Source organism: Paenibacillus wenxiniae (assembly GCF_039822605.1).
Classification (GTDB): Bacteria; Bacillota; Bacilli; order Paenibacillales; family Paenibacillaceae; genus Saccharibacillus; species Saccharibacillus wenxiniae.
Window position 1 is genome coordinate 189,977 of record NZ_JBCGUH010000001.1, and the last position, 24,952, is coordinate 214,928.

The 24,952-nt window shown below is 47.2% G+C and carries 24 protein-coding genes; all 24 read right to left on the minus strand.

Features of this window, described 5'->3' with window-relative positions; translation table 11 throughout:
• Positions 1-7 precede the first annotated feature (7 nt).
• Positions 8-2,533: a translation initiation factor IF-2 gene (gene infB / locus AAHF22_RS00765; protein WP_347323057.1), complete on the minus strand. Its 2,526-nt coding sequence runs from the start codon at positions 2,531-2,533 to the stop codon at positions 8-10.
• Positions 2,508-2,849, minus strand: a complete 342-nt coding sequence (locus tag AAHF22_RS00770) for a L7Ae/L30e/S12e/Gadd45 family ribosomal protein (RefSeq protein WP_347323058.1) — start codon at positions 2,847-2,849, stop codon at positions 2,508-2,510. Before AAHF22_RS00770 ends, infB begins: the two co-directional genes overlap by 26 nt.
• Complete coding sequence (gene rnpM / locus AAHF22_RS00775; RefSeq protein WP_347323059.1) at positions 2,842-3,150, minus strand: RNase P modulator RnpM; 309 nt, start codon at positions 3,148-3,150, stop codon at positions 2,842-2,844. Before rnpM ends, AAHF22_RS00770 begins: the two co-directional genes overlap by 8 nt.
• A 147-nt stretch (positions 3,151-3,297) precedes the next feature.
• Complete coding sequence (gene nusA, locus AAHF22_RS00780) at positions 3,298-4,398, minus strand: transcription termination factor NusA (protein ID WP_347323060.1); 1,101 nt, start codon at positions 4,396-4,398, stop codon at positions 3,298-3,300.
• Between the two features lie 34 nt (positions 4,399-4,432).
• Positions 4,433-4,894, minus strand: coding sequence for a ribosome maturation factor RimP (rimP, locus tag AAHF22_RS00785; protein ID WP_347323061.1), 462 nt, complete (start codon positions 4,892-4,894; stop codon positions 4,433-4,435).
• Positions 4,895-5,184: 290 nt separating this feature from the next.
• Complete coding sequence (locus tag AAHF22_RS00790) at positions 5,185-9,504, minus strand: PolC-type DNA polymerase III (RefSeq protein WP_347323062.1); 4,320 nt, start codon at positions 9,502-9,504, stop codon at positions 5,185-5,187.
• A gap of 144 nt (positions 9,505-9,648) precedes the next feature.
• A complete protein-coding gene (gene proS, locus AAHF22_RS00795; RefSeq protein WP_347323063.1) occupies positions 9,649-11,106 on the minus strand; it encodes a proline--tRNA ligase in 1,458 nt (485 codons plus the stop codon).
• Positions 11,107-11,361: 255 nt separating this feature from the next.
• Positions 11,362-12,639, minus strand: coding sequence for an RIP metalloprotease RseP (gene rseP / locus AAHF22_RS00800; RefSeq protein WP_347323064.1), 1,278 nt, complete (start codon positions 12,637-12,639; stop codon positions 11,362-11,364).
• Positions 12,640-12,815: 176 nt separating this feature from the next.
• Positions 12,816-13,961: a 1-deoxy-D-xylulose-5-phosphate reductoisomerase gene (locus tag AAHF22_RS00805; RefSeq protein WP_347323065.1), complete on the minus strand. Its 1,146-nt coding sequence runs from the start codon at positions 13,959-13,961 to the stop codon at positions 12,816-12,818.
• A 42-nt stretch (positions 13,962-14,003) separates the two neighbouring features.
• Positions 14,004-14,807, minus strand: coding sequence for a phosphatidate cytidylyltransferase (locus AAHF22_RS00810; RefSeq protein ID WP_347323066.1), 804 nt, complete (start codon positions 14,805-14,807; stop codon positions 14,004-14,006).
• A 53-nt stretch (positions 14,808-14,860) separates the two neighbouring features.
• The gene (gene uppS / locus AAHF22_RS00815; protein WP_347323067.1) at positions 14,861-15,628 is read right to left on the minus strand and encodes an undecaprenyl pyrophosphate synthase; all 768 of its coding nucleotides are present in this window, start codon (positions 15,626-15,628) and stop codon (positions 14,861-14,863) included.
• 64 nt (positions 15,629-15,692) lie between these two features.
• The gene (gene frr, locus AAHF22_RS00820) at positions 15,693-16,247 is read right to left on the minus strand and encodes a ribosome recycling factor (RefSeq protein WP_347323068.1); all 555 of its coding nucleotides are present in this window, start codon (positions 16,245-16,247) and stop codon (positions 15,693-15,695) included.
• Positions 16,247-16,975, minus strand: a complete 729-nt coding sequence (gene pyrH / locus AAHF22_RS00825) for a UMP kinase (protein WP_347323069.1) — start codon at positions 16,973-16,975, stop codon at positions 16,247-16,249. Before pyrH ends, frr begins: the two co-directional genes overlap by 1 nt.
• Positions 16,976-17,125: 150 nt before the next feature.
• Positions 17,126-17,776, minus strand: coding sequence for a translation elongation factor Ts (gene tsf / locus AAHF22_RS00830; protein WP_322903961.1), 651 nt, complete (start codon positions 17,774-17,776; stop codon positions 17,126-17,128).
• Positions 17,777-18,030: 254 nt separating this feature from the next.
• Positions 18,031-18,729, minus strand: a complete 699-nt coding sequence (gene rpsB, locus AAHF22_RS00835) for a 30S ribosomal protein S2 (RefSeq protein WP_347323070.1) — start codon at positions 18,727-18,729, stop codon at positions 18,031-18,033.
• 206 nt (positions 18,730-18,935) lie between these two features.
• Positions 18,936-19,643 carry a hypothetical protein gene (locus tag AAHF22_RS00840; RefSeq protein WP_347323071.1) on the minus strand — a complete coding sequence of 236 codons (708 nt, stop codon included), beginning with the start codon at positions 19,641-19,643 and terminating at the stop codon, positions 18,936-18,938.
• A complete protein-coding gene (locus AAHF22_RS00845; RefSeq protein WP_347323072.1) occupies positions 19,640-20,266 on the minus strand; it encodes a hypothetical protein in 627 nt (208 codons plus the stop codon). Before AAHF22_RS00845 ends, AAHF22_RS00840 begins: the two co-directional genes overlap by 4 nt.
• Before the next feature lie 63 nt (positions 20,267-20,329).
• On the minus strand, positions 20,330-20,641 hold the full coding sequence (locus AAHF22_RS00850; RefSeq protein WP_347323073.1) for a hypothetical protein: 312 nt from the start codon (positions 20,639-20,641) through the stop codon (positions 20,330-20,332).
• A 24-nt stretch (positions 20,642-20,665) separates the two neighbouring features.
• Positions 20,666-22,078: a flagellar assembly protein A gene (locus AAHF22_RS00855; protein WP_347323074.1), complete on the minus strand. Its 1,413-nt coding sequence runs from the start codon at positions 22,076-22,078 to the stop codon at positions 20,666-20,668.
• A 27-nt stretch (positions 22,079-22,105) separates the two neighbouring features.
• A complete protein-coding gene (locus tag AAHF22_RS00860; RefSeq protein ID WP_347323075.1) occupies positions 22,106-22,894 on the minus strand; it encodes a FliA/WhiG family RNA polymerase sigma factor in 789 nt (262 codons plus the stop codon).
• A gap of 15 nt (positions 22,895-22,909) precedes the next feature.
• On the minus strand, positions 22,910-23,368 hold the full coding sequence (locus AAHF22_RS00865; protein ID WP_347323076.1) for a hypothetical protein: 459 nt from the start codon (positions 23,366-23,368) through the stop codon (positions 22,910-22,912).
• A 3-nt stretch (positions 23,369-23,371) separates the two neighbouring features.
• Positions 23,372-23,869, minus strand: a complete 498-nt coding sequence (locus AAHF22_RS00870; RefSeq protein WP_347323077.1) for a chemotaxis protein CheD — start codon at positions 23,867-23,869, stop codon at positions 23,372-23,374.
• Positions 23,862-24,488: a chemotaxis protein CheC gene (locus tag AAHF22_RS00875; protein WP_347323078.1), complete on the minus strand. Its 627-nt coding sequence runs from the start codon at positions 24,486-24,488 to the stop codon at positions 23,862-23,864. Before AAHF22_RS00875 ends, AAHF22_RS00870 begins: the two co-directional genes overlap by 8 nt.
• Positions 24,489-24,490: 2 nt before the next feature.
• On the minus strand, positions 24,491-24,949 hold the full coding sequence (locus AAHF22_RS00880) for a chemotaxis protein CheW (protein ID WP_347323079.1): 459 nt from the start codon (positions 24,947-24,949) through the stop codon (positions 24,491-24,493).
• Positions 24,950-24,952 lie beyond the last annotated feature (3 nt).

The following is a 24,952-nucleotide window of genomic DNA, read 5'->3' on the forward strand; positions in this document are numbered from 1 at the left end:
CACCTCGTTATTTGCGCTCTACCGCTTCCATAATGAAGGCTTCGATGACATCGTTATCTTTCATGTCATTGTAGCCGTCCAGCGTGATACCGCACTCGTAGCCTTGTGCCACTTCTTTAGCATCATCTTTAAAGCGTTTGAGGGAATCGATCTTGCCTTCGAAAATAACGATGCCATCACGGATCAAACGAGCTTCGGCAGAACGCGTGATTTTACCCGAAGTTACCATACAGCCTGCAATCGTACCTACGCGGCTGATTTTGAACACGTTACGAACTTCCGCATGTCCAATAACAACTTCTTTGTATTCTGGGTCCAGCATCCCTTTCATCGCCTGCTCGATTTCTTCGATCGCGTTATAAATAACGCGGTGCAAACGAATATCCACTTGCTCTTGCTCAGCGGTTTGTTTCGCCTGTACATCAGGACGAACGTTGAAACCGATAATGATCGCGTTGGATGCTGCTGCAAGGATGATATCGGATTCGTTGATCGCACCTACGCCGCGGTGGATAATTTTGACGCGAACGCCTTCTACCTCGATTTTTTCGAGCGAGCCTTTGAGCGCTTCGACCGAACCCTGTACATCGCCTTTGATGATGACGTTCAGGTCTTTAATTTCGCCGTCTTTGATGTGCTGGAACAGATCATCCAGCGTGACGCGAGTGTTCGCACCCAGATCGGACTGACGCTGTGTGATGGCACGCTTGTCAGCGATCGAACGTGCTTTACGCTCGTCTTCAAATACCATAAACGGATCGCCTGCTTGTGGCACTTCAGTCAGACCTGTAATTTCAACAGGAGTGGAAGGTCCAGCTTCTTTGAGACGGCGTCCTTTATCATTTACCATAGCACGGATACGTCCGAAACAGTTACCGGCAACAAAAGCATCGCCGACTTTGAGTGTACCGTGTTGTACCAGAATACGAGCTACTGGACCGCGACCTTTATCCAGCTCAGCCTCGATCACCGCACCACGAGCACGTTTGTCCGGGTTCGCTTTGTAGTCGTTCACTTCCGCTACGAGCAAAATCATCTCAAGCAGATCTTCCAGACCGATCTGTTGTTTCGCCGATACGTTAACAAAGATCGTGTCGCCGCCCCACTCTTCCGGTACGAGTTCATACTCGGTCAGTTCTTGTTTTACTTTATCCGGATTGGCACCCGGTTTATCGATTTTGTTCACCGCTACGATAATTGGCAAGCCTGCTGCTTTCGCATGGTTGATTGCCTCTACCGTTTGTGGCATCACGCCATCGTCCGCTGCAACAACGATAATGGTAATATCCGTTACCTGTGCACCACGAGCACGCATCGCTGTAAACGCTTCGTGACCTGGTGTATCGAGGAATGTGATTTTCTTTTTGTTGATTTCGACTTGGTATGCACCGATATGCTGTGTGATACCGCCGGCTTCGCCGCCCGTTACGTTAGCGGAACGAATCGCATCGAGCAATGTTGTTTTACCATGATCGACGTGACCCATGATCGTTACAACCGGTGGACGTGCTTTCAGATCAGCTTCTTCATCGGTTTCTTCAACCGTTTCAAAACGATCATCTTCAACTGGAATTTTGATTTCTACTTCAACGCCATAATCATCAGCGATCAGTTGAATTGTTTCCAGATCAAGCTCCTGGTTGATTGTCGCCATTACACCGCTGCTAATCAGCTTCTTGATCACTTCAGAAGCATCTTTATGCAGCAATTTGGCTGTTTCGCCAACCGTCATCTCACCGCGAACGATGATCTTTTTCGGTGTATTGTCGATTTTCTCACGTGGAGGCTGGTTGTTGTTGAAGTTTTTGCCACCGCGACCTTTACCACGGCTATTGCGATTACCGCCACCACCACGGTTATTGTCAAAGCGGTTACCACCGCCGCCACCGCGATTGTTGCTGTTACCACGGTTGCCGCCACCTGTACTACCGCCACGGTTGTTATTGTTACCGCCGCCGCTAGTATTACCGCCACGACTGCTGTTGTTACTACCGCTACTGCGATTCGCACCTGAAGAATCTCCACCCTGCGATGTTCTTACAGAGCCGGATGGTTGACGATTTGCGGACGAACCTGTTTGTGGACGGGATGCAGCGCTAGGCTGACGATTACCGCCCTGTGAATTGTTGCGGTTACCTTGCGAAGTGGAACCCTGTCCACTGCCACTACGGTTACCATTTTGACCTGCCGACGAGTTAGAGCGATTGCTAGAACCGCTTTGGGATCTGTTATTCCCGTTGTTTGAGTTGTTCTGAGTTTTTATATCCATACCTACCTGCTTTTCCTGTCTATTTTTTTCCTGCGTCGATTCCGCAGTTTTGCTCGCTCCGTCTTGATGACCGGCAGCGTTCGATTTAATATTGTTGAAAAATTGTTCCACTTTTGCAACAGCGCCATCTTCTATGACGCTCATGTGATTGTTGACCGGTACATCGAGTTTTTTTAAGATCGTAATGATTTCCTTACTGCTCATATTGAGAGATTTCGCATATTCATAAACTCTCCGTTTATCCTTCTGCTCCTGTGTACTCAATATATTCCACCTCCGACGAATCCCCTATTCGTTTCCGGAGAAGCCCTGCGAACCCTTTATCGGTCAGCGCCATAATAACGCGACCTTCTTTTCCTATGCTGGAACCCAGTGCATCACGATCGTAACCGATCAGCAAAGGAATTTGATAACTACTGCATTTATCGCGGAATTTTTTCTGCGTATTGGCGGAAGCATCTCCAGCCAGAATGACGAGCGCAGCTTCACGGGAACGGATAGCTTTAAGCACCAGCTCGTCCCCGGACAATACTTTTCCGGCACGCATGGCAAGTCCGAGTAGGGATAGTTCGTTATTCATTAGCGTCTCTCTCCTGCACTGAACTTAATTGGTGTTCCACACTGCCTAATTCACTAGCAAGCCGTTCATAAATGTCCGGACTTACCGACACTTTGAGCGCACGATCAAACGCGCGACTTTTTTGTGCCAATTGGAAGCAAGCTTGTGTGGCACATACATAAGCTCCCCGGCCCGACTTTTTACCGGTCAAATCAATCTCAACGTTCTCATCCGGCGTACGCACGATTCGAACCAGGCTTTTCTTCGGCATCATTTGCTGGCAAGCAACACACTTGCGCAGCGGTATCTTTTTCGTCTTCATTGATAACCAACCCCTTTCAAACATATGGATGTTCGGTAAAGCGATTCAGCCGATCCGACTCTACACATTCATTTACAGGCAGAGCAGACGTTAGCCGAAGCCCGGAAAATACACCGAAGCATCCAATCAGGCAGAACACGGGAAGGTTTAGTCGACCGATACGGAATCCTGATGCATTTCTTCGCCCATCTCTCTCGGACGTCCAAATTCTTCCTCTGCCTGTGTCTCACTCTTAATATCGATTTTCCATCCAGTCAGCTTGGCTGCCAGACGGGCGTTTTGACCTTTGATACCAATCGCAAGCGACAGCTGGTAATCCGGCACGATTACACGTGCCATTTTTTCCTCTTCAAACACTTGCACTTCCAGCACTTTGGATGGGCTTAGTGCATTAGCCACGTATTCCTCTACACTCTCGGAATAACGCACGATATCAATTTTCTCGCCACGCAGTTCGCCGACGATCGTCTGCACACGCAGACCACGTGGACCTACGCACGAGCCAACCGGATCGACTTCCGGATTGCGGGAATAGACGGCAATTTTGGAACGGAAGCCCGCTTCGCGCGCTACCGAGCGAATTTCAACGACACCGTCAAAAATTTCCGGCACTTCCAGCTCGAACAGACGTTTGAGCAGACCCGGATGTGTACGTGAAAGTATGATTTGCGGACCTTTAGTTGTGTTTTCAACTTTAGTAATGTACGCTTTGATGCGCTCGTTCATCGTGAACTTCTCGTTTGGCATCAGCTCAGTCAGCGGTAATACCGCTTCTACTTTACCCAGATCCACAAAAATGTTACGTGTATCCTGGCGCTGTACGATACCGGTCACGATGTCTTCTTCTTTATCGATAAACGCATTGTAGATCAGACCACGTTCCGCTTCACGAATACGTTGCGTAACGACCTGCTTCGCTGTTTGTGCAGCGATACGACCAAAGTCGCGCGGCGTCACTTCAATCTCAGCTACATCTTCCAGTTGGAAATTCGCATTGATATTGTCACGTGCATCAGTAAGCGAAATTTCGGTACGCTCATCCAGTACTTCCTCAACAACCATCTTGCGGGCAAATACTTTGATTGCACCGGTATTACGGTTCATGTCTACACGTACATTTTGTGCCGTGTTAAAATTGCGCTTATAGCTGGAAATCAGGGCCGCTTCGATCGCCTCAAATAGCACGTCCTTGCTAATCCCCTTCTCACGTTCCAGCTCGTTCATTGCCTCGATAAAATCCATACTCATAGCTCTCAAGATCCCCCTTTCAAAAAACCACCGTTTAAAAAATGATTGCCAGTCTGGCGCTAGCCACTTTGTCATATGGAACCGCATGACGTTTCTTGCCCGCTTCAATCAACAGCTCGCCTTCATCGAATGAAAGCAACCGTCCTTCAAATTCCTTCGTTCCATCTACCGGCTCATACGTCGTCACAAATACATCTTTGCCGACTGCCTTTTGTACATCCGTTTCTTTTTTAAGCGGACGTTCGGCTCCCGGAGAGGACACTTCCAGAAAATAAGGATCTTTGATTGGATCGTGTTTATCCAGCTTTTCACTCAGATATTCACTCACCCGGCCACAATCATCAATATCAATGCCGCCTTCTTTATCTACAAATACGCGCAGAAACCAGTTTTTGCCTTCTTTTACGTATTCCACATCGACCAGCTCAAATCCATGCTCCTCCAAAAATGGCTGTACCATTTCCTCGACGGTCGCTTTAATCTTCGGTGTGCTCAAACAATCCAACCCTCCATCAACGTAGTATCCGTGTTGGCTGTAAGCCGCCTCGCCATCATGATGATGCCCAGCTTAAAGAAAATCGAACCAGACTTAACGCGCTCGGTTCGATCATTTGCAGTGCAATTTCATGTGAATAGGCGGCTAGCAGCCTCATACCAAACAGTAAAGAGTGGGTTTCCCCACTCTTTACCGGATCGTTATTTCTTTTCTCACTCCTTGGAATTATACCATAATCCCTTAGTGGTGACAAGTAATACGCCTTGACTACTTGCCCATAACGCCCACTATCAAAACAGCGACAACTGGTTACTTTCCGGCAAACCACGGAAGCAGCCCATCTGTGTCATCAGCTCTACAATCGTCTTACTCGCTTTAGATTTCTGCTGGAAATCTTCAATCGATAAAAACTCGCCATGCTCACGGGAAGCAGCGATATTACGTGCCGCATTGTCACCGATACCCTGTACCGCAGAGAACGGAGGAATAAGGCTATTGCCATCTACCGTAAACGAAGTCGCATGCGAGCGATACAGATCCAGCGGCTTAAATGTAAATCCGCGTGCCGTCATTTCCAGCGCCATCTCCAAAATCGACAGCATCGCCTTTTCTTTCGGTGATGCTTGGAAGCCCAGCTGCTCAATCTCTTCGATTTTGCGATAGATCGCTTCATACCCCTGACAGCACAGATCGATGTCGAAGTCCTCGGCACGAACGGTAAAGTAGGTCGCATAATATTCAATCGGATGATACAGCTTGAAATAGGCAGTACGCACAGCCGAAATAACGTAAGCCGATGCGTGTGCCTTCGGGAACATGTACTGGATTTTCAGACAGGAATCGATATACCATTGTGGTACTTTGCATCGCTTCATCTCGTCGATCCATTCCGGCGTCAGACCTTTACCTTTACGTACACTCTCGGTAATTTTAAACGCCAGACTGGCATCCATACCTGCTTTGTAAATCAGGAATAACATAATATCATCACGACAACCGATTACCGTTTTGATCGAGCAGGTGCCATTTTTAATCAATTCCTGTGCATTGCCAAGCCATACGCCTGTACCGTGAGACAGACCGGAAATTTGCAGCAAATCGGCAAAACTCGTTGGCTGCGACTCGACAAGCATCTGACGCACAAACTTTGTCCCCATCTCTGGCACACCGTATGTTGCCACCGGACTGCGCAGCTGATGCGGCGCAATACCCAGCGCATCGGTGGAATTGAACATGCTCATTACTTTCGGATCGTTCATCGGAATCGTCGTTGGATCGACGCCAGTCAAATCCTGCAACATCCGCATCATCGTCGGATCATCATGACCGAGAATATCAAGTTTGAGCAGATTCGCTTCAAAAGCATGATAGTCAAAATGAGTCGTCTTCCACTCGGCACTCGTATCATCTGCTGGATACTGTACCGGTGTCACATCTTCCACATCGATATAATCCGGCACAACGACGATACCGCCGGGATGCTGACCGGTACTGCGCTTCACGCCCGTACAACCCGAGGCAAGGCGGCTTAGCTCAGCGCCGCGCCATTTCTTCTGATGCAGCTCTTCATATTTTTTAGCAAATCCGTAGGCCGTTTTTTCGGCAACCGTACCGATCGTGCCGGCACGGAATACATTTTTCTCGCCAAACAGAATCTTCGTATAGTTATGGGCAATCGGCTGATAATCACCAGAGAAGTTAAGGTCAATATCGGGAACCTTATCGCCTTTAAAACCGAGGAACGTCTCAAACGGGATATCCTGTCCTTCACCTTTCAAACGACCGCCGCAGTTCGGACATTCTTTCTCCGGCAAGTCGAATCCACTCGGTACGCTACCATCCAGAAACCATTCGCTATGTCTACATTCCGAATTGACGCAAATGTAATGCGCAGGTAGCGGATTAACTTCCGAAATACCGAGGAAGGTCGCCACGATCGACGAGCCGACCGAACCGCGTGAGCCGACCAGATAACCGTCCTCATTGGACTTTTTAACAAGTTTCTCCGAAATCAGATAGTTGGCGGAGAAGCCGTATTTAATAATTGGCTCCAATTCTTTTTCCAAACGTGCCACTACAACCTCTGGCAAATCCTCGCCGTAGATCGAGCGTGCTGTAGCATAACAAGTATTACGAATCTCTTCATCTGCACCTTCCAAATTCGGCGTGAACAGCTTGTCTGGGAACAGTGGATACACTTCGAAGCGCTCTGCCAGTGCCTGCGTATTGGTCACAACGACCTCATACGCTTTTTCCTCACTAAGGAATTTAAATTCATCCAACATCTCATTGGTCGTGCGAAAATGAGCATCCGGCTTGCGTTGATCTTTAAGCGGACTAAATCCGGTAATGCCGTTAATCGTAATATCACGGAAAATTTTCTCACGGGGTTCTAAATAATGCACATTACCTGTAGCTACAACAGGCTTATCCAGCTTAATGCCCAGATCGATAATCTTTTGCACGGCGATCTCCAGCTCACGCGGCGTACCGACCAGCCCTTTATCGACCAGATGCATATACATCGTCAGCGGCTGAATTTCCAGTACATCGTAAAACTGTGCCACTTCTTCCGCCTCTTCCAGCGTCTTGTTCAGCACCGTTTCAAAAAACTCGCCCTTCTCACAGCCTGACATGATGATCAAGCCTTCACGGTACTGTGTTAGCACCGACTTCGGTATACGTGGTACACGTTTGAAATACTCAGTATGGGATAAGGAGACAAGCTTGAACAGATTTTTCTTGCCCTGCTCATTTTGTGCATACAATGTGCAATGAAACGGACGCGCGTTGGACAGATCCTGACCGACAAAATCGTTAAGTCGATCCAAACGAGTCAGGCGTCGCTCCTGCTCCGCATCTTTTAACAAACCGAACAGAATACCGCCCAGTGCAATCGTATCATCGATCGCACGGTGATGACTTTCCAGTGCTACTTTATACTTGGCAGCAAGTGTGTTCAGACGGTGATTTTTCAACGTTGGATATAATAAACGTGCCAGCTCAAGCGTATCCAGAACCGGATTGGTCATCTCTGGCAGGTTGTGATTTTTCAGTGTAGCTTGAATAAAGCCAATATCAAAGCGCGCGTTGTGCGCAACCAGTATATCGTCTCCAGCAAATTGGACAAACTCGCGGATGACCTGATCAATTTCCGGTGCACCGCGTACCATCTCATCGGTAATATTCGTCAATTGCTGGATATTGTAAGGGATGCGCTCATGCGGATCGACAAAAGTAGCATAGCGATCGATCTCTTTGCCATCCTGCATCTTTACAGCTGCAATCTCGATAATTTTATTTTGTGTAATCGACAAACCCGTCGTCTCGATATCAAATACGATGTAAGTCGCTGTTTTCAATTCCAATGGTTGCGGATTGAGAACGATCTCCGTTGAATCGTTCACCACATTCGCTTCCAGTCCATAGATCAATTTAATGCCATGCTTTTTCGCCGCTTTCGCCGCTTCCGGGTAGCATTGCACGCCGCCGTGGTCGGTGACTGCAATTGCAGCATGTCCCCAGTCGGCAGCTGTTTTTACATATTTATCAATCGTTGTGACAGCATCCATCGTGCTCATCGTTGTATGCAAATGGAACTCCACACGCTTTTCAGCGGCATCGTCTTTACGTCCAGGCGGCGCTTTGATTTCCGACAGATCGGATGGGATCATCGCCAGCTCCGGAATTTGCATAAAGCGGTCATACTCGACACGTCCGCGTGCCTTCACCCATTTGCCGTTAGCAAGCAGGCTCATCACTTTTAAATCATCTTTCGTTTTGGCAAACATCTTCATTTGCAATGAGTCGGTAAAGTCTGTAATGAAGAAAGTGAATAATGTGCTACCATTACGCAGTTCTTTGCTATCCAGACCGAAGATCGTCCCTTGAACGATGACTTTCTTCTCTTCATCCTGTAGTTCCTGCAATGACACCGCCGGCTCTTTGATCTCATAACCGACCTGCAAACGAACCGGCTCGCCGTCCTCGTCCACTTCTTCTTCCAACTCAGATTCCATGCTGGTCATCAGGCGCTCAATTTCCTGTAACTCTTCCTGACGACGTTTCTCATGAAATGCCTGTACATCCTCAGCGGAATTTTCGCCCACTTCGATTTTGACGCGTAGCCCTATATTAAAATAATCAGCGTAAAACTTCATGATCGCTTGATCAATCTGCTTCTTTTTCGCCAGTTCCAGTGCCATATTATCACTCATCGTAAGTGTGAGCACATCGCCTGCCAGTGCAAACTTGGCGCGTGTCATCCAGCCATTGACCGATGGAATTTCCCGCTGTACCCACTCCAGAAACAGCGACCAGTATTCTTCAATGATCTGTACCGGATCAACGGAAGGGTTATATTGAAAACGAAACCGAATTTTCGCGATATGTGCCATCTTGTCCTGAATATGCCGACAAAAGGTCCGATAGGTTACCGATGGTACCAGTGTCTCTTTGGCAATGATCAGCTTCCATTCCTTATTACTGCGGCTGACCTCGACCTGTTCGATCGCTCCGTCCGCAAAATAGGGCTCCATCAGACTGGCAGGCACTTCAGCCTGTTTCATCAGCAGCTCAAAACGTTGTCTTCTTTCTCCGCTTGCGCTCATGAGGTCCCCCTTCAAAAAAGCGGCAAGCCTCCTGACCATTCGGTACCGGACATCATGTCCATTCCGTTTGACGGAAGCTTGCCTGCTTGAGTTCTGCTTGCTTGTATCGCCAGATTCCAATCGCTCAATCAGGCTTTGTTCACCTTAATATGCTCGTGCAAATACAACCGTGTGCTTCGCTGGCTTGCCTGTTACGAGACATGTTTCTTTTTGCACATCGAGCTTGAACGGAATATTACGGATCGTTGCGCCTGTCTCTTCTTTGACCAGACGCTCGGTTTCATCGGTGCCATCCCAGCCCGCGATAAAGAAGCCACGTTTCTCTTCCATGATCGCTTTCATTTCATCCAGTGTATCGACAACGTGCATGTTTTCCTCACGGAAGGACAGTGCACGGTTGTACATTTCCTGTTGTACTTGATCCAGCATCGTTTGAACTTCTTCTACGATGTTGTCCAGTGGCACCTGTTTCTTCTCACCTGTAATACGGGAAACGAGTACACAAACGCCGTTTTCGATATCACGTGGACCCACTTCCAGACGAACCGGAATGCCGCGCATTTCGTATTCGTTGAATTTCCAACCTGGGCGTACATCCGCACGATCATCGATGCCAACACGAACGCCTGCTTTTTTCAGCTCTGCAAACAATTCATCTGCACGTCCAACGACTACATCGCGTGTTTTTGGCGGGCCGATTGGAATGATCATCACTTGTTTTGGTGCTACCTTTGGTGGCAGTGCCAGTCCGCGGTCGTCACCATGTACCATGATGAGTGCACCGATCAGACGTGTACTCACACCCCAGGACGTTGTATGTGCATATTCCTGTGTATTTTCACGACTCAAAAATTGAATTTCGAACGCTTTAGCAAAGTTTGTACCCATGTAATGGGAAGTACCTGCTTGTACTGCACGTCCATCTTTCATCATCGCTTCAATGGAATATGTAGCCTGTGCGCCAGCAAATTTCTCGGATGGACTCTTTTGTCCTTTGATAACCGGAATCGCCAGGAACTCTTCAACAAACTCCGTATATACATCCAGCATACGCATCGTTTCTTCCATCGCGTCTTCTGCTGTTTCGTGTGCGGTATGGCCTTCCTGCCACAGGAATTCACTTGTACGCAGGAACGGCAGTGTGCGCTTCTCCCAACGTACAACGTTTGCCCACTGGTTAATCAATACTGGCAGATCGCGATAGGATTGAATCCATTTGGAGTACATATGACCGAACATCGTTTCTGACGTTGGACGGATCGCCAGACGTTCTTCCAGTGGATCGCCACCAGCTTCGGTAACCCACGGTAGTTCTGGATTGAAGCCTTCCACGTGCTCTTTTTCCTTTTCAAAGAAGCTTTCTGGAATAAACAGTGGGAAGTATGCATTGCGGTGACCGGTTTCTTTGAAACGACGATCCAGATCGCGCTGAATATGCTCCCAGATCTCATAGCCGTCTGGACGAAATACGATACAACCGCGTACCGGTGAATAATCCATCAGTTCCGCTTTTTTGATCACATCAATGTACCAGCGTGAGAAATCTTCATTCTGTGGTGTAATTTCAGTTACAAATTGTTTGTCCTGCTTTTCGTTCGACATAAAAGTGGATATCCTCCCGTAAGTGACCCGTAATTAAAAGGAGCAACCGCACAAAACGGTGCCTCTATCATTGCAGTTGATCAGGACAACTGGCATGTATGCACAGCGGTTCCTGTTTGTTCATCTATTGTAGCATGATTCATTATTTTTTTTGAAGATGTTCCGTAAAAGAACAATAGAAATACAGGCAAACAACAGCCAGGCCAACGTTCATACTACTGCACGTTGTGCCTGGCTGCCATGTTTGTTTACAGATTAGCCCTTAATCAGACGCAAAATATCGTTATACGTGACCGCAATCATGAGCAAAAATAACATCGCAAACCCGATCACATGCACAAGACCTTCTTTGCTCGGCTCAATCGGTTTACGGCGAATCCATTCTACAAAAATGAAAATCAATCGGCTTCCATCCAGCGCCGGAATCGGCAACAGGTTGAAAATACCCAGATTCGTACTGATCAGCGCTGTCCACAAAATCATACTTGCGAGTCCCTGACGAGCGACCTGCGCCGTCATGTCGACCGTACCGACAGGTCCAGCCAGATCATTAATATGAAACTGACCGAATAATAGCTTTTTCAGTCCGCCCAAAATCGCTGTGCTCATATCGACAAATTGATGTCCTGCCTGCGTGAATGTTTCGGTAAAGCCAGCTGGACGTGTTTGCGGAGATACCGACACGCCTACTTTACCGACATTATTGCTCTTCGGATCGGCTTTTGGCGTAACACTGATCGTTTCCTGTTGACCGTTACGTTCAATCTTCCACTGCATCGTTTTGCCCGGAGATTGCTCGATCATGCCGATCATCTTAGCAGAGTCACCGCCGATGTGTACACCGTTAATTTCTTCAACGATATCACCCTTTTGCAAGCCAGCTACCTGTCCTGCCGAAGCTTCGGTTACCTGTCCAAGCACAACACCTTGCGGGTTATCCACCGGCACCCCTGTCATCCGTACAAAAATGACACAGAGTACAAATGCCAGAATAAAGTTCATCGCAGGTCCGGCAAAAATAGACAGCGCACGCTGCCCAACCGATGCACTGTTAAAATGACGATCACGCGGTGCAATTTGAATTTCCTGACCTTTGACCGTCATCATCGCTTGCGGATGTACCGAGAATGTCTGTACTTCGCCATCCACATCCATCACGATGCGCAGATCATCGACTAGATCAATCGACTGCACTTCACCACGAATTACGTTGCGGCGGTTGTCCAGCTGATCCACAAAGATCGATTTGACCTGCTCCCCAGCGGTGCGAACAGCGATCGTCTGACCTGGCTGGATATCGGCTAGCTCAGGATCTTCGCCTGCCATACGCGCATAACCGCCAAATGGCAGCAGTCGTAGTGTGAATACCGTCTCATCCTTTTTATATGAAAACAGCTTGGGCCCAAACCCGATTGCAAATTCGCGTACAAGTACCCCGGCACGTTTGGCAAAGAAATAATGTCCCCATTCATGCACCGTGACAATGACGAAAAACATGAGTACCGTCATGATTATTACTTGAATTGTCTCCAAATTGCCAAATCCTCCTTCATATGCTTGCGACCGAAGTCTGTAAGACCGGATAGTGTCTACGTTCTTAGATTATCACTTTTGTAAGTCCGGTTACAAGCAGCGACAGTGCAGTAAAATGAAATTTTTTCCATATGTCATTTTACTGTCACCCCTGCCGTCTGGAAGACCGTGATCCATCAGGCAAATACGCTGGCTGCACGCGCTCTAGTCAAACGATCCACTTCATGAATCGTTTCCAGATCAGGGGCGGCGATGACTTCATGCTGTTCCAGTGCATCTGCAATAACATCCTCAATCGTCAGGAAAGGAATTTCACCTTTCAAGAAACGAGCAACCGCAATTTCATTAGCCGCATTAAATACCGTCGGCGCTGTTCCGCCCAGACGTCCACTTTCAAATGCCATCCGCAGGCAGGGGAAGCGCTGCTCATCCATTTCGCGGAATGTCAGCTGCCCAATTTGCGCCAGCGACAATCTACTGGAAGGAGACGGCTGACGATCTGGATACGTGAGTGCATATTGAATCGGTACCCGCATATCCGGATTACCTAGCTGAGCGATAATGCTTGTATCTACAAATTCCACATAAGAGTGAATGATGCTTTCAGGATGAAGGACAACGGATATACGGTCATATGGCATATCGAACAGCCAGTGTGCCTCAATCACTTCCAGTCCTTTATTTGCCATCGTCGCTGAATCGATCGTGATTTTGGCACCCATCGACCAGTTTGGATGTTTCAGCGCATCCGCTACCGTCACTTCACGCAATTGTTCACGTGTACGATCGCGGAACGAGCCACCTGAAGCGGTCAATGTCAGCTCAGCAATACGTTCACGCGGCTCGCCGTTCAGCGATTGGAATAGCGCGGAATGCTCGCTATCGATCGGAAGCAATGCTACGCCTTTTTGACGTGCATGCTCGGTGACGATATGACCTGCTGTCACGAGCGTTTCTTTGTTAGCAAGACCGATCGTTTTGCCAGCATCAATCGCTGCCAGTGTCGAGGGTAAACCCATACTGCCCATTACCGCTGTGACGACCGTATCGGCATCGGTGCCAGCTGCCACTTCAATCAATCCTTCATCTCCATAATGAACGACGATCTCCTGCGGCAATCTGGAGCGAAGCTGGTCAGCAAGCTCACGTGTTGCAACCGAAACGAGGCGCGGACGGAATTCCAACGCCTGCTCGGTTACCAGATCGATATTGCTGCCTGCTGCGATTCCTTCAACAGCAAATTGCTGTGGATGCGCACGTATGACATCGAGTGTTTGTGTACCAATCGAGCCGGTCGAACCAAGAATTGCAATCTTTTTCATGCTGGCCTCCATCATCGATTCCTGTATAGTTACGTGTTCTATTTATTGAAAAGGCATTAGCATCAGGATGTGTACTAACGGGAATACCATAAGCCAGCTATCACAGCGATCCAATATACCACCATGTCCTGGCAAAATTTTACCCGAATCCTTAATGTCATAAATGCGCTTATATGCCGATTGAATTAAATCGCCCATCTGTCCAACAACCGCGGCAGCCAGACCGATTAGTAGAGCATTCGAGAGCGGCAGTAGCGTTGGAGACACAAGTGAGAACACAATCGCTGCCACCATTGCAAAAAAGATGCCGCCTACCGCTCCTTCTATCGTCTTGTTTGGGCTGATCGAAGGCCAGAGCTTGTTTCTGCCAAGCGTTTTCCCTGTAAAATACGCTCCAATATCACTCGCCCAGATCGAGCACAATAACATAAATGTCCAGAACAAGCCGTGACCATCCGGTGCCTGCCTCGTATCCGCAATATAGGTAAAACCCATTCCAACATAAAACGCGCCAATGAATAGCATCGCCATCAATTTAATATCGAGGCGATTTTTGGAAAGGACTGTCACGGATAACAGAAGCAACATAACGATCCACATCATGTGATTAACGGACAATGGCGGTGTCAGATCCATTAGTGTCCAGGGAAAAAGCATATATGCGACACTAATGTAACCGATCACCGCCGGTGCTCCAAACGGAGCCGCCTTCGTCATCGTTACAAACTCATAATATCCAACCAGTGCCATCGCCAAAAGAAAGGCTTGATACGCGTATCCTCCAGCCAGGCAAAATCCCAGATATAAGATTGCGGCTAAAAGCCCGGTGATTATCCGCTCTTTCACAATTTATCCTCCATCCGAAACAACATGGGCGGCCCGCTGACCGGGATTACGGCTTATAAGCCGCCATATCTGCGTATTCTGCGCTGATACTCCGCTACTGCTTCAATCATATGCTCTTTGTCAAATTCCGGCCAATAGATAGGTGTAAACCAGAGTTCACTGTATGCCAGCTGCCATAGCATAAAATTGCTAAGTCTGAGTTCTCCACTTGTGCGGATCAACAAATCGGGATCTGGCAAACCGGATGATTGCAGCACTTCGCCAAATGTTTCAGGCGTAATCTCATCTACAGACATGGAACCTTCCTGTACAGCCTGTACCATTTTTTTAACACCTTCGGTAATTTCAATCCGACTGCCATAATTTAGAGCAAAGGTGAGTACAAGTCCAGTGTTGTGTTCCGTATCGCGGATCGCTTTTTCCAGCGGTTCCAGCGTATAAGCAGGCAGTATACTTCGATCACCCATGAGACGAACCTGTACATTACGTTCTACCAGTTCATCCAACTCGGTCGCTACAAATTCAGCAGGCAGCTTCATTAAAAACTCGACCTCATCTTTTGGGCGTTTCCAATTTTCCGTTGAAAAAGCATACATCGTCAAATATTTGACCCCAAGCTCATCAGCAGCAATCGTTGCACGCTTGACCGCTTTCATCCCATTTTGATGCCCGATCACACGTGGCATGCCGAAATTTTTCGCCCAGCGTCCATTTCCGTCCATAATGATGGCGATATGTGCTGGGATATTATCCGGCGACAGCTCGCTGGATTGACCTTTTTCATCTTTATCCAACCACGAGCGAACAACACGCTTGAACATTGATTTTCCTCCATACGGTGTGAAAAGAGACAAACCCCACCAGGTTGGAGGGGTCGCCAGTCTCTTACACTTCCATGATCTCTTTTTCTTTCGCAGCAAGTACATTGTCGACTTCCTTAATGAAACGGTCAGTCAGCTTCTGTACATCCTCCTGATGACCATGTGATTCATCTTCAGAGATATCTGTTTTTTCAAGCTTTTTAATATCATCATTCGCATCGCGGCGAATGTTACGAATCGCTACTTTGGACTCTTCACCGAACTTCTTCGTCAGCTTCACTAGCTCTGCGCGACGCTCTTCCGTCAGTGCCGGAATGGACAGGCGGATAATGTTACCATCATTCGCAGGTGTCAAACCGAGGTCTGATTTCATAATCGCACGCTCGATATCGCTCAGTGACGTTTTGTCCCAGGGCTGAATGAGCAGTGTGCGAGGGTCCGGTGTGCTGATATTAGCCAGCTGGTTTACCGGTGTCATTGCACCGTAGTATTCTACCTGTACACGATCCAGAATGGATGGAGTTGCACGGCCTGCACGCAGTGTAGCAAGGTCACGGCTCAGCGCCTGGATCGCTTTTTGCATGCGTTCTTCTGCACTTTTCTTGATCCCTTGTGGCATTAATTTACACTCCCTTTAACGATAGTTCCGATTTTTTCACCAAGTACAACACGCTTGATATTGCCCTGCTCTGTAATAGCGAAGACAATCAAAGGAATATTGTTATCCATACATAGTGAGGAAGCTGTCGAATCCATGACGCCCAGATTCTGGTTCAGTACCTCCATGTAGGTCAATTGCTCGAATTTTTGTGCAGTCGGGTCCTTGAACGGATCTGCCGAATACACGCCATCGACTTTGTTTTTCGCCATCAAAATAACTTCTGCTTCGATCTCAGCTGCACGCAGTGCGGCTGTCGTATCTGTGGAGAAGAATGGATTACCCGTACCTGCCGCGAAAATAACAACACGTCCCTTTTCCAGGTGACGAATCGCTCTACGACGAATGTATGGCTCGGCAATCTGCTGCATTGCGATGGAAGTCTGTACACGTGTAGGAACTTCGATCTGCTCCAGTGCATCCTGTAGTGCCAGTGAGTTCATCACTGTAGCCAGCATGCCCATATAGTCAGCCGTTGCACGGTCGATACCGTTCTGGCTGCCTGCAATCCCGCGCCAGATATTCCCGCCGCCACATACGACTGCAACTTCCACACCCAGTTCGACAACTTCCTTAATTTGCTCGGCGATCGACGTGATCATATCGGATTCGATACCATATCCCGTTGTTCCCGATAACGACTCACCACTGACCTTCAGGACCACTCTTTTAAATACAGGCTTATTCAAAATGCATACCCTCCACTTTGTGAATTTAGTTATGTGAGCCGGAGTCATTTTTCTATAGGATTTTACAAAAGAAGGAACACAGTCTGTGTCCCCTCCCTTGTTTGTATTCCCGAATCATGATCCGGTATGGTTATCTTCAATGAGTGAAGATTAGCGTTTAACCTGTGCCATAACTTCTTCAACAAAGTTATCTTCTTTTTTCTCCAGACCTTCGCCCAGCTCGAAACGAGCGAAACGACGGATCGAGATGTTTTCACCGATTGTGCTGATTTTTTCGTTCAGCAGTTGGCTGATTGTTTTGTCTGGATCTTTAACGAACGATTGCTCCAGCAGGCAGTACTCTTCGTAGTACTTGTTAATGCGGCCTTCAACCATTTTCTCGATGATTTTTTCAGGCTTGCCTTCGTTCAGCGCTTGAGCTTTCAGGATTTCTTTTTCTTTCTCGATCGCTTCAGCTGGTACTTCTTCACGACGAACATACAGAGGGCTAGCTGCTGCGATTTGCATAGCGATATCGCGTGCGAAGTCTCTGAACTGATCTGTTTTACCAACGAAGTCTGTTTCACAGTTGATTTCTACCAGTACGCCGATACGACCACCAGCGTGGATGTAAGATTCTACTGTACCTTCTGTTGCTGCACGGCCAGCTTTGTTAGCTGCTGCGGACAGACCTTTTTCACGAAGAACGTCGATCGCTTTTGCGATATCGCCATTTGTTTCTTCCAGCGCTTTTTTACAATCCAGCATACCTGCGCCTGTTTTTTCACGAAGCTCTTTTACTGCGCTTGCGTTAACTGCCATTAGTGTAACCTCCATATAATTGAGTATAGAATATAAGTACCTTGCCTACTGCACTGCTCCAGACGTTGTCGGGCAGTCGTTCTGCAAGTATTGTAGCTTCTGCTTACGGATGCACATCCAGTAGAAGCTTACCATATTTCATCAGGAAATAAAATTCCCGACACCTTAAAAAAAGGGCAGTGAAAGGTTTTACACCTGCCAGCCACCCTTTTATTTTGCATAACGTGAATGTACTATAGATACGTGATTAGCAATTAGGCAGTTGTTTGCTCGCCTTGGTTAGCTTCGATCACTGCATCAGCCATTTTACCAGTCAACAGTTTAACAGCGCGAATCGCGTCATCGTTACCTGGAATAACATAGTCGATTTCGTCTGGATCGCAGTTTGTATCAACGATACCTACGATTGGGATACCCAGTTTGCGAGCTTCTGCAACAGCGATACGCTCTTTACGAGGGTCGATGATGAACAGGGCGCTAGGCAAACCTTTCATGTTTTTGATACCGCCGAGGAATTTTTGCAGACGATCTTTCTCTTTGCGGAGCAGGATAACTTCTTTTTTAGGCAGTACTTCGAAAGTACCGTCTTCTTCCCATTTTTCCAGCTCTTTCAGACGATTGATACGTTTTTGGATCGTTTCAAAGTTAGTCAGTGTACCACCCAACCAACGTTGGTTGATATAAAATTGACCCGCGCGCTCAGCTTCTTCCTTAACGGAATCTTGAGCTTGCTTTTTCGTACCAACGAACAGTACAGTACCGCCGTCTGCTGCAACGGATTTTACAAAGTTGTAAGCTTCGTCAACTTTTTTAACCGTTTTTTGCAGGTCGATAATGTAGATACCGTTTCTTTCAGTAAAGATGTAACGATCCATTTTCGGGTTCCAACGACGAGTCTGGTGACCGAAATGTACGCCAGCTTCGAGAAGCTGTTTCATGGAAATAACTGCCATGTGTGTGTTCCTCCTAAGATTTGGTTTTTTGTGTGCCTCCGCAGACGTCAACTTTCGGCAAAACTTTTCATACGAAAAGCACCTCTGCCTGAAATCAGAATGCGTGTGTTTTAACACCAGTTAATAATATAGCATAGCCGCATGCTTGTTCGCAACTATTTTATTTGCAAAAAACAGCCATCTCCGGCTGCTGTGTGCATGCCACGTTACGGAGATGACTGTCCTGATAATGTACGCAAAATATCATCATAGCTCTCACCGACGCTAATTTGATAACTGCCTATCTGTAGTTTTTTGTTCACCTTGAGCTGGGAAGCCCGATTAATAAATTCACCCTGATTCTGAATCAAACCTTGCTTTTTTAAGTTGAACGCAATATCGTTGAGCATCTGGCCGCTACTGACCGAAAACCACTTGCCTGTAGCGCTACTGGATGCTGCATTAGCGGTAGGGGATGTGCTTTTTGTTGTAGTGGGTGTGTTCGGCTGAGACGGTGTGTTCACTGTACCAGAAGCGGAATTAGACTTTGACTGGGTGGTCGAAGATTGGTTGGATGAGCTTGTCGTACCTGAAGTGCTTGGCTGCTCCGGGCTGTCCGGTTCCGTCGGTTGAGTCGTTTCTTCCGGCTCCTTCGTGGTGCTCTGTTGTCCGGATGAATTGGATTGTTGAGACTGCTTCTTCTTTTCCTCTTCCTGCTTGACTAGCTCTTGCCACTGCTCACGCGTGTATACTTTCTGATCGGCTGTATACACCTGCATATTTTGCGCTTGGGCCGCCTGCTGAATCTGTTCAGGTGTAAGCTGCTGCCCGCTTAACATCGTTTGACCTTTGCCGATATTTACAAGCTGTAGCAATATGGCACCGAGAATCATGCCGATTCCCAGTCCAATCATTAATGCACGATTTTTGATCACGATTGTTCCTCCTGTTTGGCCAGCTGCAAAATCAACAAAACTTCCCCTCGCTGGAGGCCAACGGTACGGGCAATAGTGTCAACCGACTTTCCACTCTCATGAAGCTGAAACAACTCTGGATAACGATCCTGAATACGTTCCTGCGTAGGATCGGTAGCATCTTCTTGCTGCTCAGCAGCTTGCAACGCCTCTTGCTCGCGCTGCATACGTGCTGCTGATTGGCGTAGCGCTTCTCCCTGACTTCCAAGCATAGCAGTGTTTAATGGTGGCACAACTGCTGTTTCGACAACCGTAGACTCTTCCGGTGTGGATACTGGCGGTGTGTTTAAGGCACGTTGTTCCAGCTCCATCAAACGCTGTCGCATTTCACTGACCTGTTCCTGTAGCGCAATTTGCTTGGCTGAGGACTCTTGCTTGATCTGGGAAACGAGATCGATAATCTCTTCGTTTTCCTTTTCGATTTCGGTCATATAATGCTCTAATGTATCCTCGACTTTTTCTACTGTAGAGGATAATGCCGTTTCTGGCTCTTTAGCCTCACGTTTTTTAGGAAGCAGCAACCCGTAGACGATAGCGACTGCTCCTAATAAAACGATATATACCCATGAAGGGAAATCACCCATTTATACTCACCTGCGTTAGTTTATCGTCAAAATGTTGTTTCATTGCAAACAAAACCTGCCTTGTTAAAAGGACAGGTCGATATGTTTGCCTTTATATGGATGTTCAGCGGGAGTGATAGGATGCTCCTCCGCTTGCTGTTCGGCGTGATGTGGCTGTGATGCATGTTGCTCACGGGGATGACCGTCATGGATCAAGCCTGAAGCAGACTCTTTCACATTATCGCTACGTGTACGCATGCGTTCTGTTTCTTCACTCGTGCGATCGGCAAGAATTGACTGTTCAACGGAGGGGCGAAACAGATTCTCCTGTTGAATTTTGCTTGCTTCCGTTGTGCGTGGTACAGCAATTTGCAATTCCAGAGCTCTCAAACCCATAGTGAACACCCACCTTATACTGGATTAATGATTCGGCACCATTGTAATATCTCCATCCTTAAAGACGAAACTCATACGCTGGGCTGTATCTTTAATATACTTGGTATAGCGACCAATAACCAGCTTGGAACCACCATAAATGGTATGAATAACTTCAATTTTGGCTTTTCCTGACTCTTCCAGTCTCGTCTCGATATCCAGTACGTGATCACGAATTTCATCGCGTGCACGAAGCTGACTTTTTTTGGTCGCCGAAAGCTTGATCCGAAGTGCCATTTTGTCCGGGCCGAGCTGACCTACAGCGGCTAATTGATCCAGCAGCATAAGCGCCTTTTCGGTTTTATCCAGATTTTCGTTATGTGTTTTGAGTTCTTTCCGTAGCACAACTAGCTGATTACGCAACTCTGGCAGTACACCTACCTCAATTTCGGTAACTGTAAATGCTGTATTACCGATCGTGCGGCCGATGACCATTTCGCCTGCCTGTAGATGCCCACCTACGATTAAGCCTTTCGGACCATCACAGCGAATGCTACTACCTGCCTGTACATGTGAATGCATAATACTTTGCGACACATACACCGATTCACCTGCCTGCACATTGCCATCCTGAATAAATCCAGTTTTGACATTAACAGCGGCTTTGACCCGTCCTTTGTGATATCCGATAATCCCGCCGGTAATTTCGATGGAGCCGCCTGCTTCGATCTCTGCGCCCTCCACACCACCAACGACTCGAATATCACCAGAAGCGCTCACTCGAAAGCCAGACAATACATTTCCGCGAATGACGACCGTACCGACAAAATCAATATTGCCTGTATGATAATCGACGTCACCATTGACCTCATAAACTGGAAACACATTGATCTTGTCATTTTCGGTAAATGAGATCATACCATCAATCGCTGCGTAAATTGCAGTTTGCTCGGGATTAAGTACGATATTTTTGCCGATTTTGAAACGCACATCTTTGCCTGGCTTATAAGGAATAGGTTCTCCTTTTACATCTATACCCGCTTCACCAGGCAATGGATCAACTTTTTCAGCAATAAGTTGACCTTTGAGCGTATTATTCAATCGTATAATTTCTTTATAGTCCACTCGGCCATTTTCGGCTTCAAGCGGACCACGGTTTTGGTCATCTAACGTCACTGCATATTGGATCCGACCATCTATTCCAGGTACTGGCGGTGTACCGCAGGCTACCGTTACCCGTTCGGAACGGTAAGCCTCGGGACGCTGGGCTAGTTGGTGGAGTTCATCCATCTGTATGCCGTATGTGATTCCCTGTGTACGCAAAAATCCCTCCAATTGTTCTATATTCCATTCTATTTCATCATCAAACTCAAGATTGGCAATTTCCATATAAGCAACCGATTTGTCATTGGAAAAACTAATTTTGACATATTGATCTAGCGTTAATTGAGATGTCACGCCTGATTTCCCCTTTCACAAACGGCGTTACATATCCTGCATTAACAGACCTCTTTGTTTGTCCAGCGCTCCTCGTAAACGAAGGATTGCTTTGGAGTGCAGTTGTGAGATGCGCGACGGGGATAGTGACATCACTTCCGCAATTTCACTGAGGGAAAGGTCTTCATAATAAAGGAGCGACACAACCGTTCTTTCTTTTTCAGTAAGCTTCTCAATCCCCTTCATCAACATTTCTTTCAGTACAAAATCATTTACGGTATGATCGGGATTTTTCGCTTTTTCGTCCACAATCAAGGACATGCGTGTTTCGGATTCCTCTTCGCGAATCGGGTCTTCCAGCGATGTGATCGTCATCACCGCTACATCCTGAAGCATCGTTTGAAATTCACGTTCGCTCACATCCAAAAATTCGCTAATTTCAGCATCCGATACCGCGCGTAAATATTTCTGTTCCAGTTGTTGATAGGCATCCTCGATTTTACGTGCTTTTTCTCTAACCGAACGAGGTACCCAATCCCCCTGTCTTAATCCATCCAAAATAGCTCCGCGTACTCGCCATGAAGCATACGTTTCAAATTGAAGTCCGCGTTTGTAGTCGAATTTCTCGATCGCGTCGATCAGTCCCATTACACCGTTGCTCATCAGATCATCCTTGGATACATTTTTCGGAAGACCAATCGCAAGTCGGCTGGACACATACTCAACCGTCCCTAAATAATTTTCGATCAGCTTTTTTTTCGCTTCTACATTGCCATGTTCCTTCCATTGTACCCACAGCTCAATGTGGTTTAAATGGCTTCCCTTTTGCTCGCTCACTTGCTTTCACCCTCCTTACTTTTGTGTCAGGTGGCGTAAGGCCTTCGCCAGTTCCTCTGGATCTTGTTCCTTGTTGGTTGAAACGAGCTTAGGAGGATTCAAAGGTGCAAATCCGTTATCACCGCCAGAATGGGATGGCTTTGGTGTCAGCAAATCGTTTAGTTCATGGTCTTGATCCGGTGTGGTGATATCAAGCAGATTGCCTCGTTCCGGTTCATCGGTTGAACGCTGTTCTTCGCCATTGTCTACCGTTTGCGTTGCTCTACTCACAGGTGGCTTACCTGCGCTACTGCTTGGCGTTGCAAGCACCCCAAGAATGAATCGTAGCAGGAATGCAAGCGCAAACCAGAGGATAAAGCCTAAACAACCTCTTACGAAGCTGGTGGTCCACAAATTATTTCCTAAAGAGAACAGAAAGGTGATGAGAAACCCCAACACCCCAGACCATACATTGATCTTAATATTCCCTATCATACTTCATATTTCCTTCTTACCCATTTGTACACTTCGAATCGACAACATTCCTGTTGTACAATCCATTTCAATCGTGCGTCCATAATTGGCGCCGGTATCCTCCGCAATTAAAGGAATCTTATACTCTTGCAGAAATAATTTGCAGGCTTCTACATTGCGGGGACCAATCCGCATATTGTCACCACCACTGGAAAAGGAGAACATCTGTGCACCGCCAGCCATTTTAGCGACCAGTCTGGAGCGCATTGCACCAAGATCTGTCAATCTTTTAAGCAGTTCCGGTAACGCTGTATCTGCGTATTTCGCAATGTTCAATTGCCCTTCACGGGCAATATCTGATGAGGGCAGCATGACATGCGCCATGCCGACCAAATGAATATTTTTGTCGTAGAGAGTAAGACCCACACATGAACCCAATCCCGTCGTCCGGATAATTCCTGCTTCCTTTACGACGTTCAAATCGGCCATACCCACTTTAACGACAGCTTGTTCTTCAATCATCTTGTAATGGAACCCCTAGCGCGATGAAGATCTTTTCAAATGATTCGGGATCGGGAATCAGGAAAAATTGTCCTTCAACTTCATCTTTACCTTCGAGGAAAGTCGTATCGATCAAAAGGGCATCGTCACCCATTTCACCAAACTGGATAAGTCCGTAATTGAGGATCGCACCAGCCATATCATAAGCAAGACCAGGCACAGTTGGCGTCATCGAAAGTCCGGTAAAATCAGCAAGCGAAGACAGATAAGAGCCTGCTAAAATATTACCGATTTCAGATAATGCAGATTGCTCCATTTCGCTGAACTGTTCCTCATCGATCACTTCAAGGCCCGCCAGGCGGCGAAGCAGGCCCTTACCTGCTTCTGGAGTTAAAATAAAGAATAGATTACCTGGAGCATCGCCCTCTACACGGAAAAAGACCGCCAGTACGATCTGTTCCTGTCCCCCCACTTTTTCGGCAATTTGTTCAAATGGCAAAATTTGAACTTTCGGTACTGCCATATCGATGGGCTTGTCCAAAAGCTGGGAAAGGGCAGTGGCTGCATTGCCTGCCCCGATATTCCCAACCTCCTTCAGCACATCCATTTTGAACCCTTCAAGTTTCTTGAAGAAATTCATGCTTAATCCTCAATACCTTCGAGTTGCACAACCTCGGTTTTATCAAGCACTTCCGCGAGGTTAAGCATGATCAGCAGCCGTTCTTCGTCAAGCTTTGCTACACCATCAAGGTATCTTGCTTTTACGCCACCGACCACTTCAGGTGGTTTTTCGATGCTGCTGCGTTTGATATCGACAACATCATTAGCGGAATCTACAACGAACCCTACTTGCATTTTGTCCACTTCCACGATGATGATACGAGTTTGATCGTTGTATTCCGTCTGCGCCAGATTGAAGCGACCACGCAGATCAATAACTGGAATAACGACACCGCGCAAATTAATAACACCTTTTACAAAATCAAGCGTTTTAGGAACGCGGGTGATCGGCATCATACGTTCGATCGTTTGCACTTTATCGACTTCGATACCATACTCCTCTGTTGCCAGTTTAAATACAATAACTTTCAATTCATCCATGGG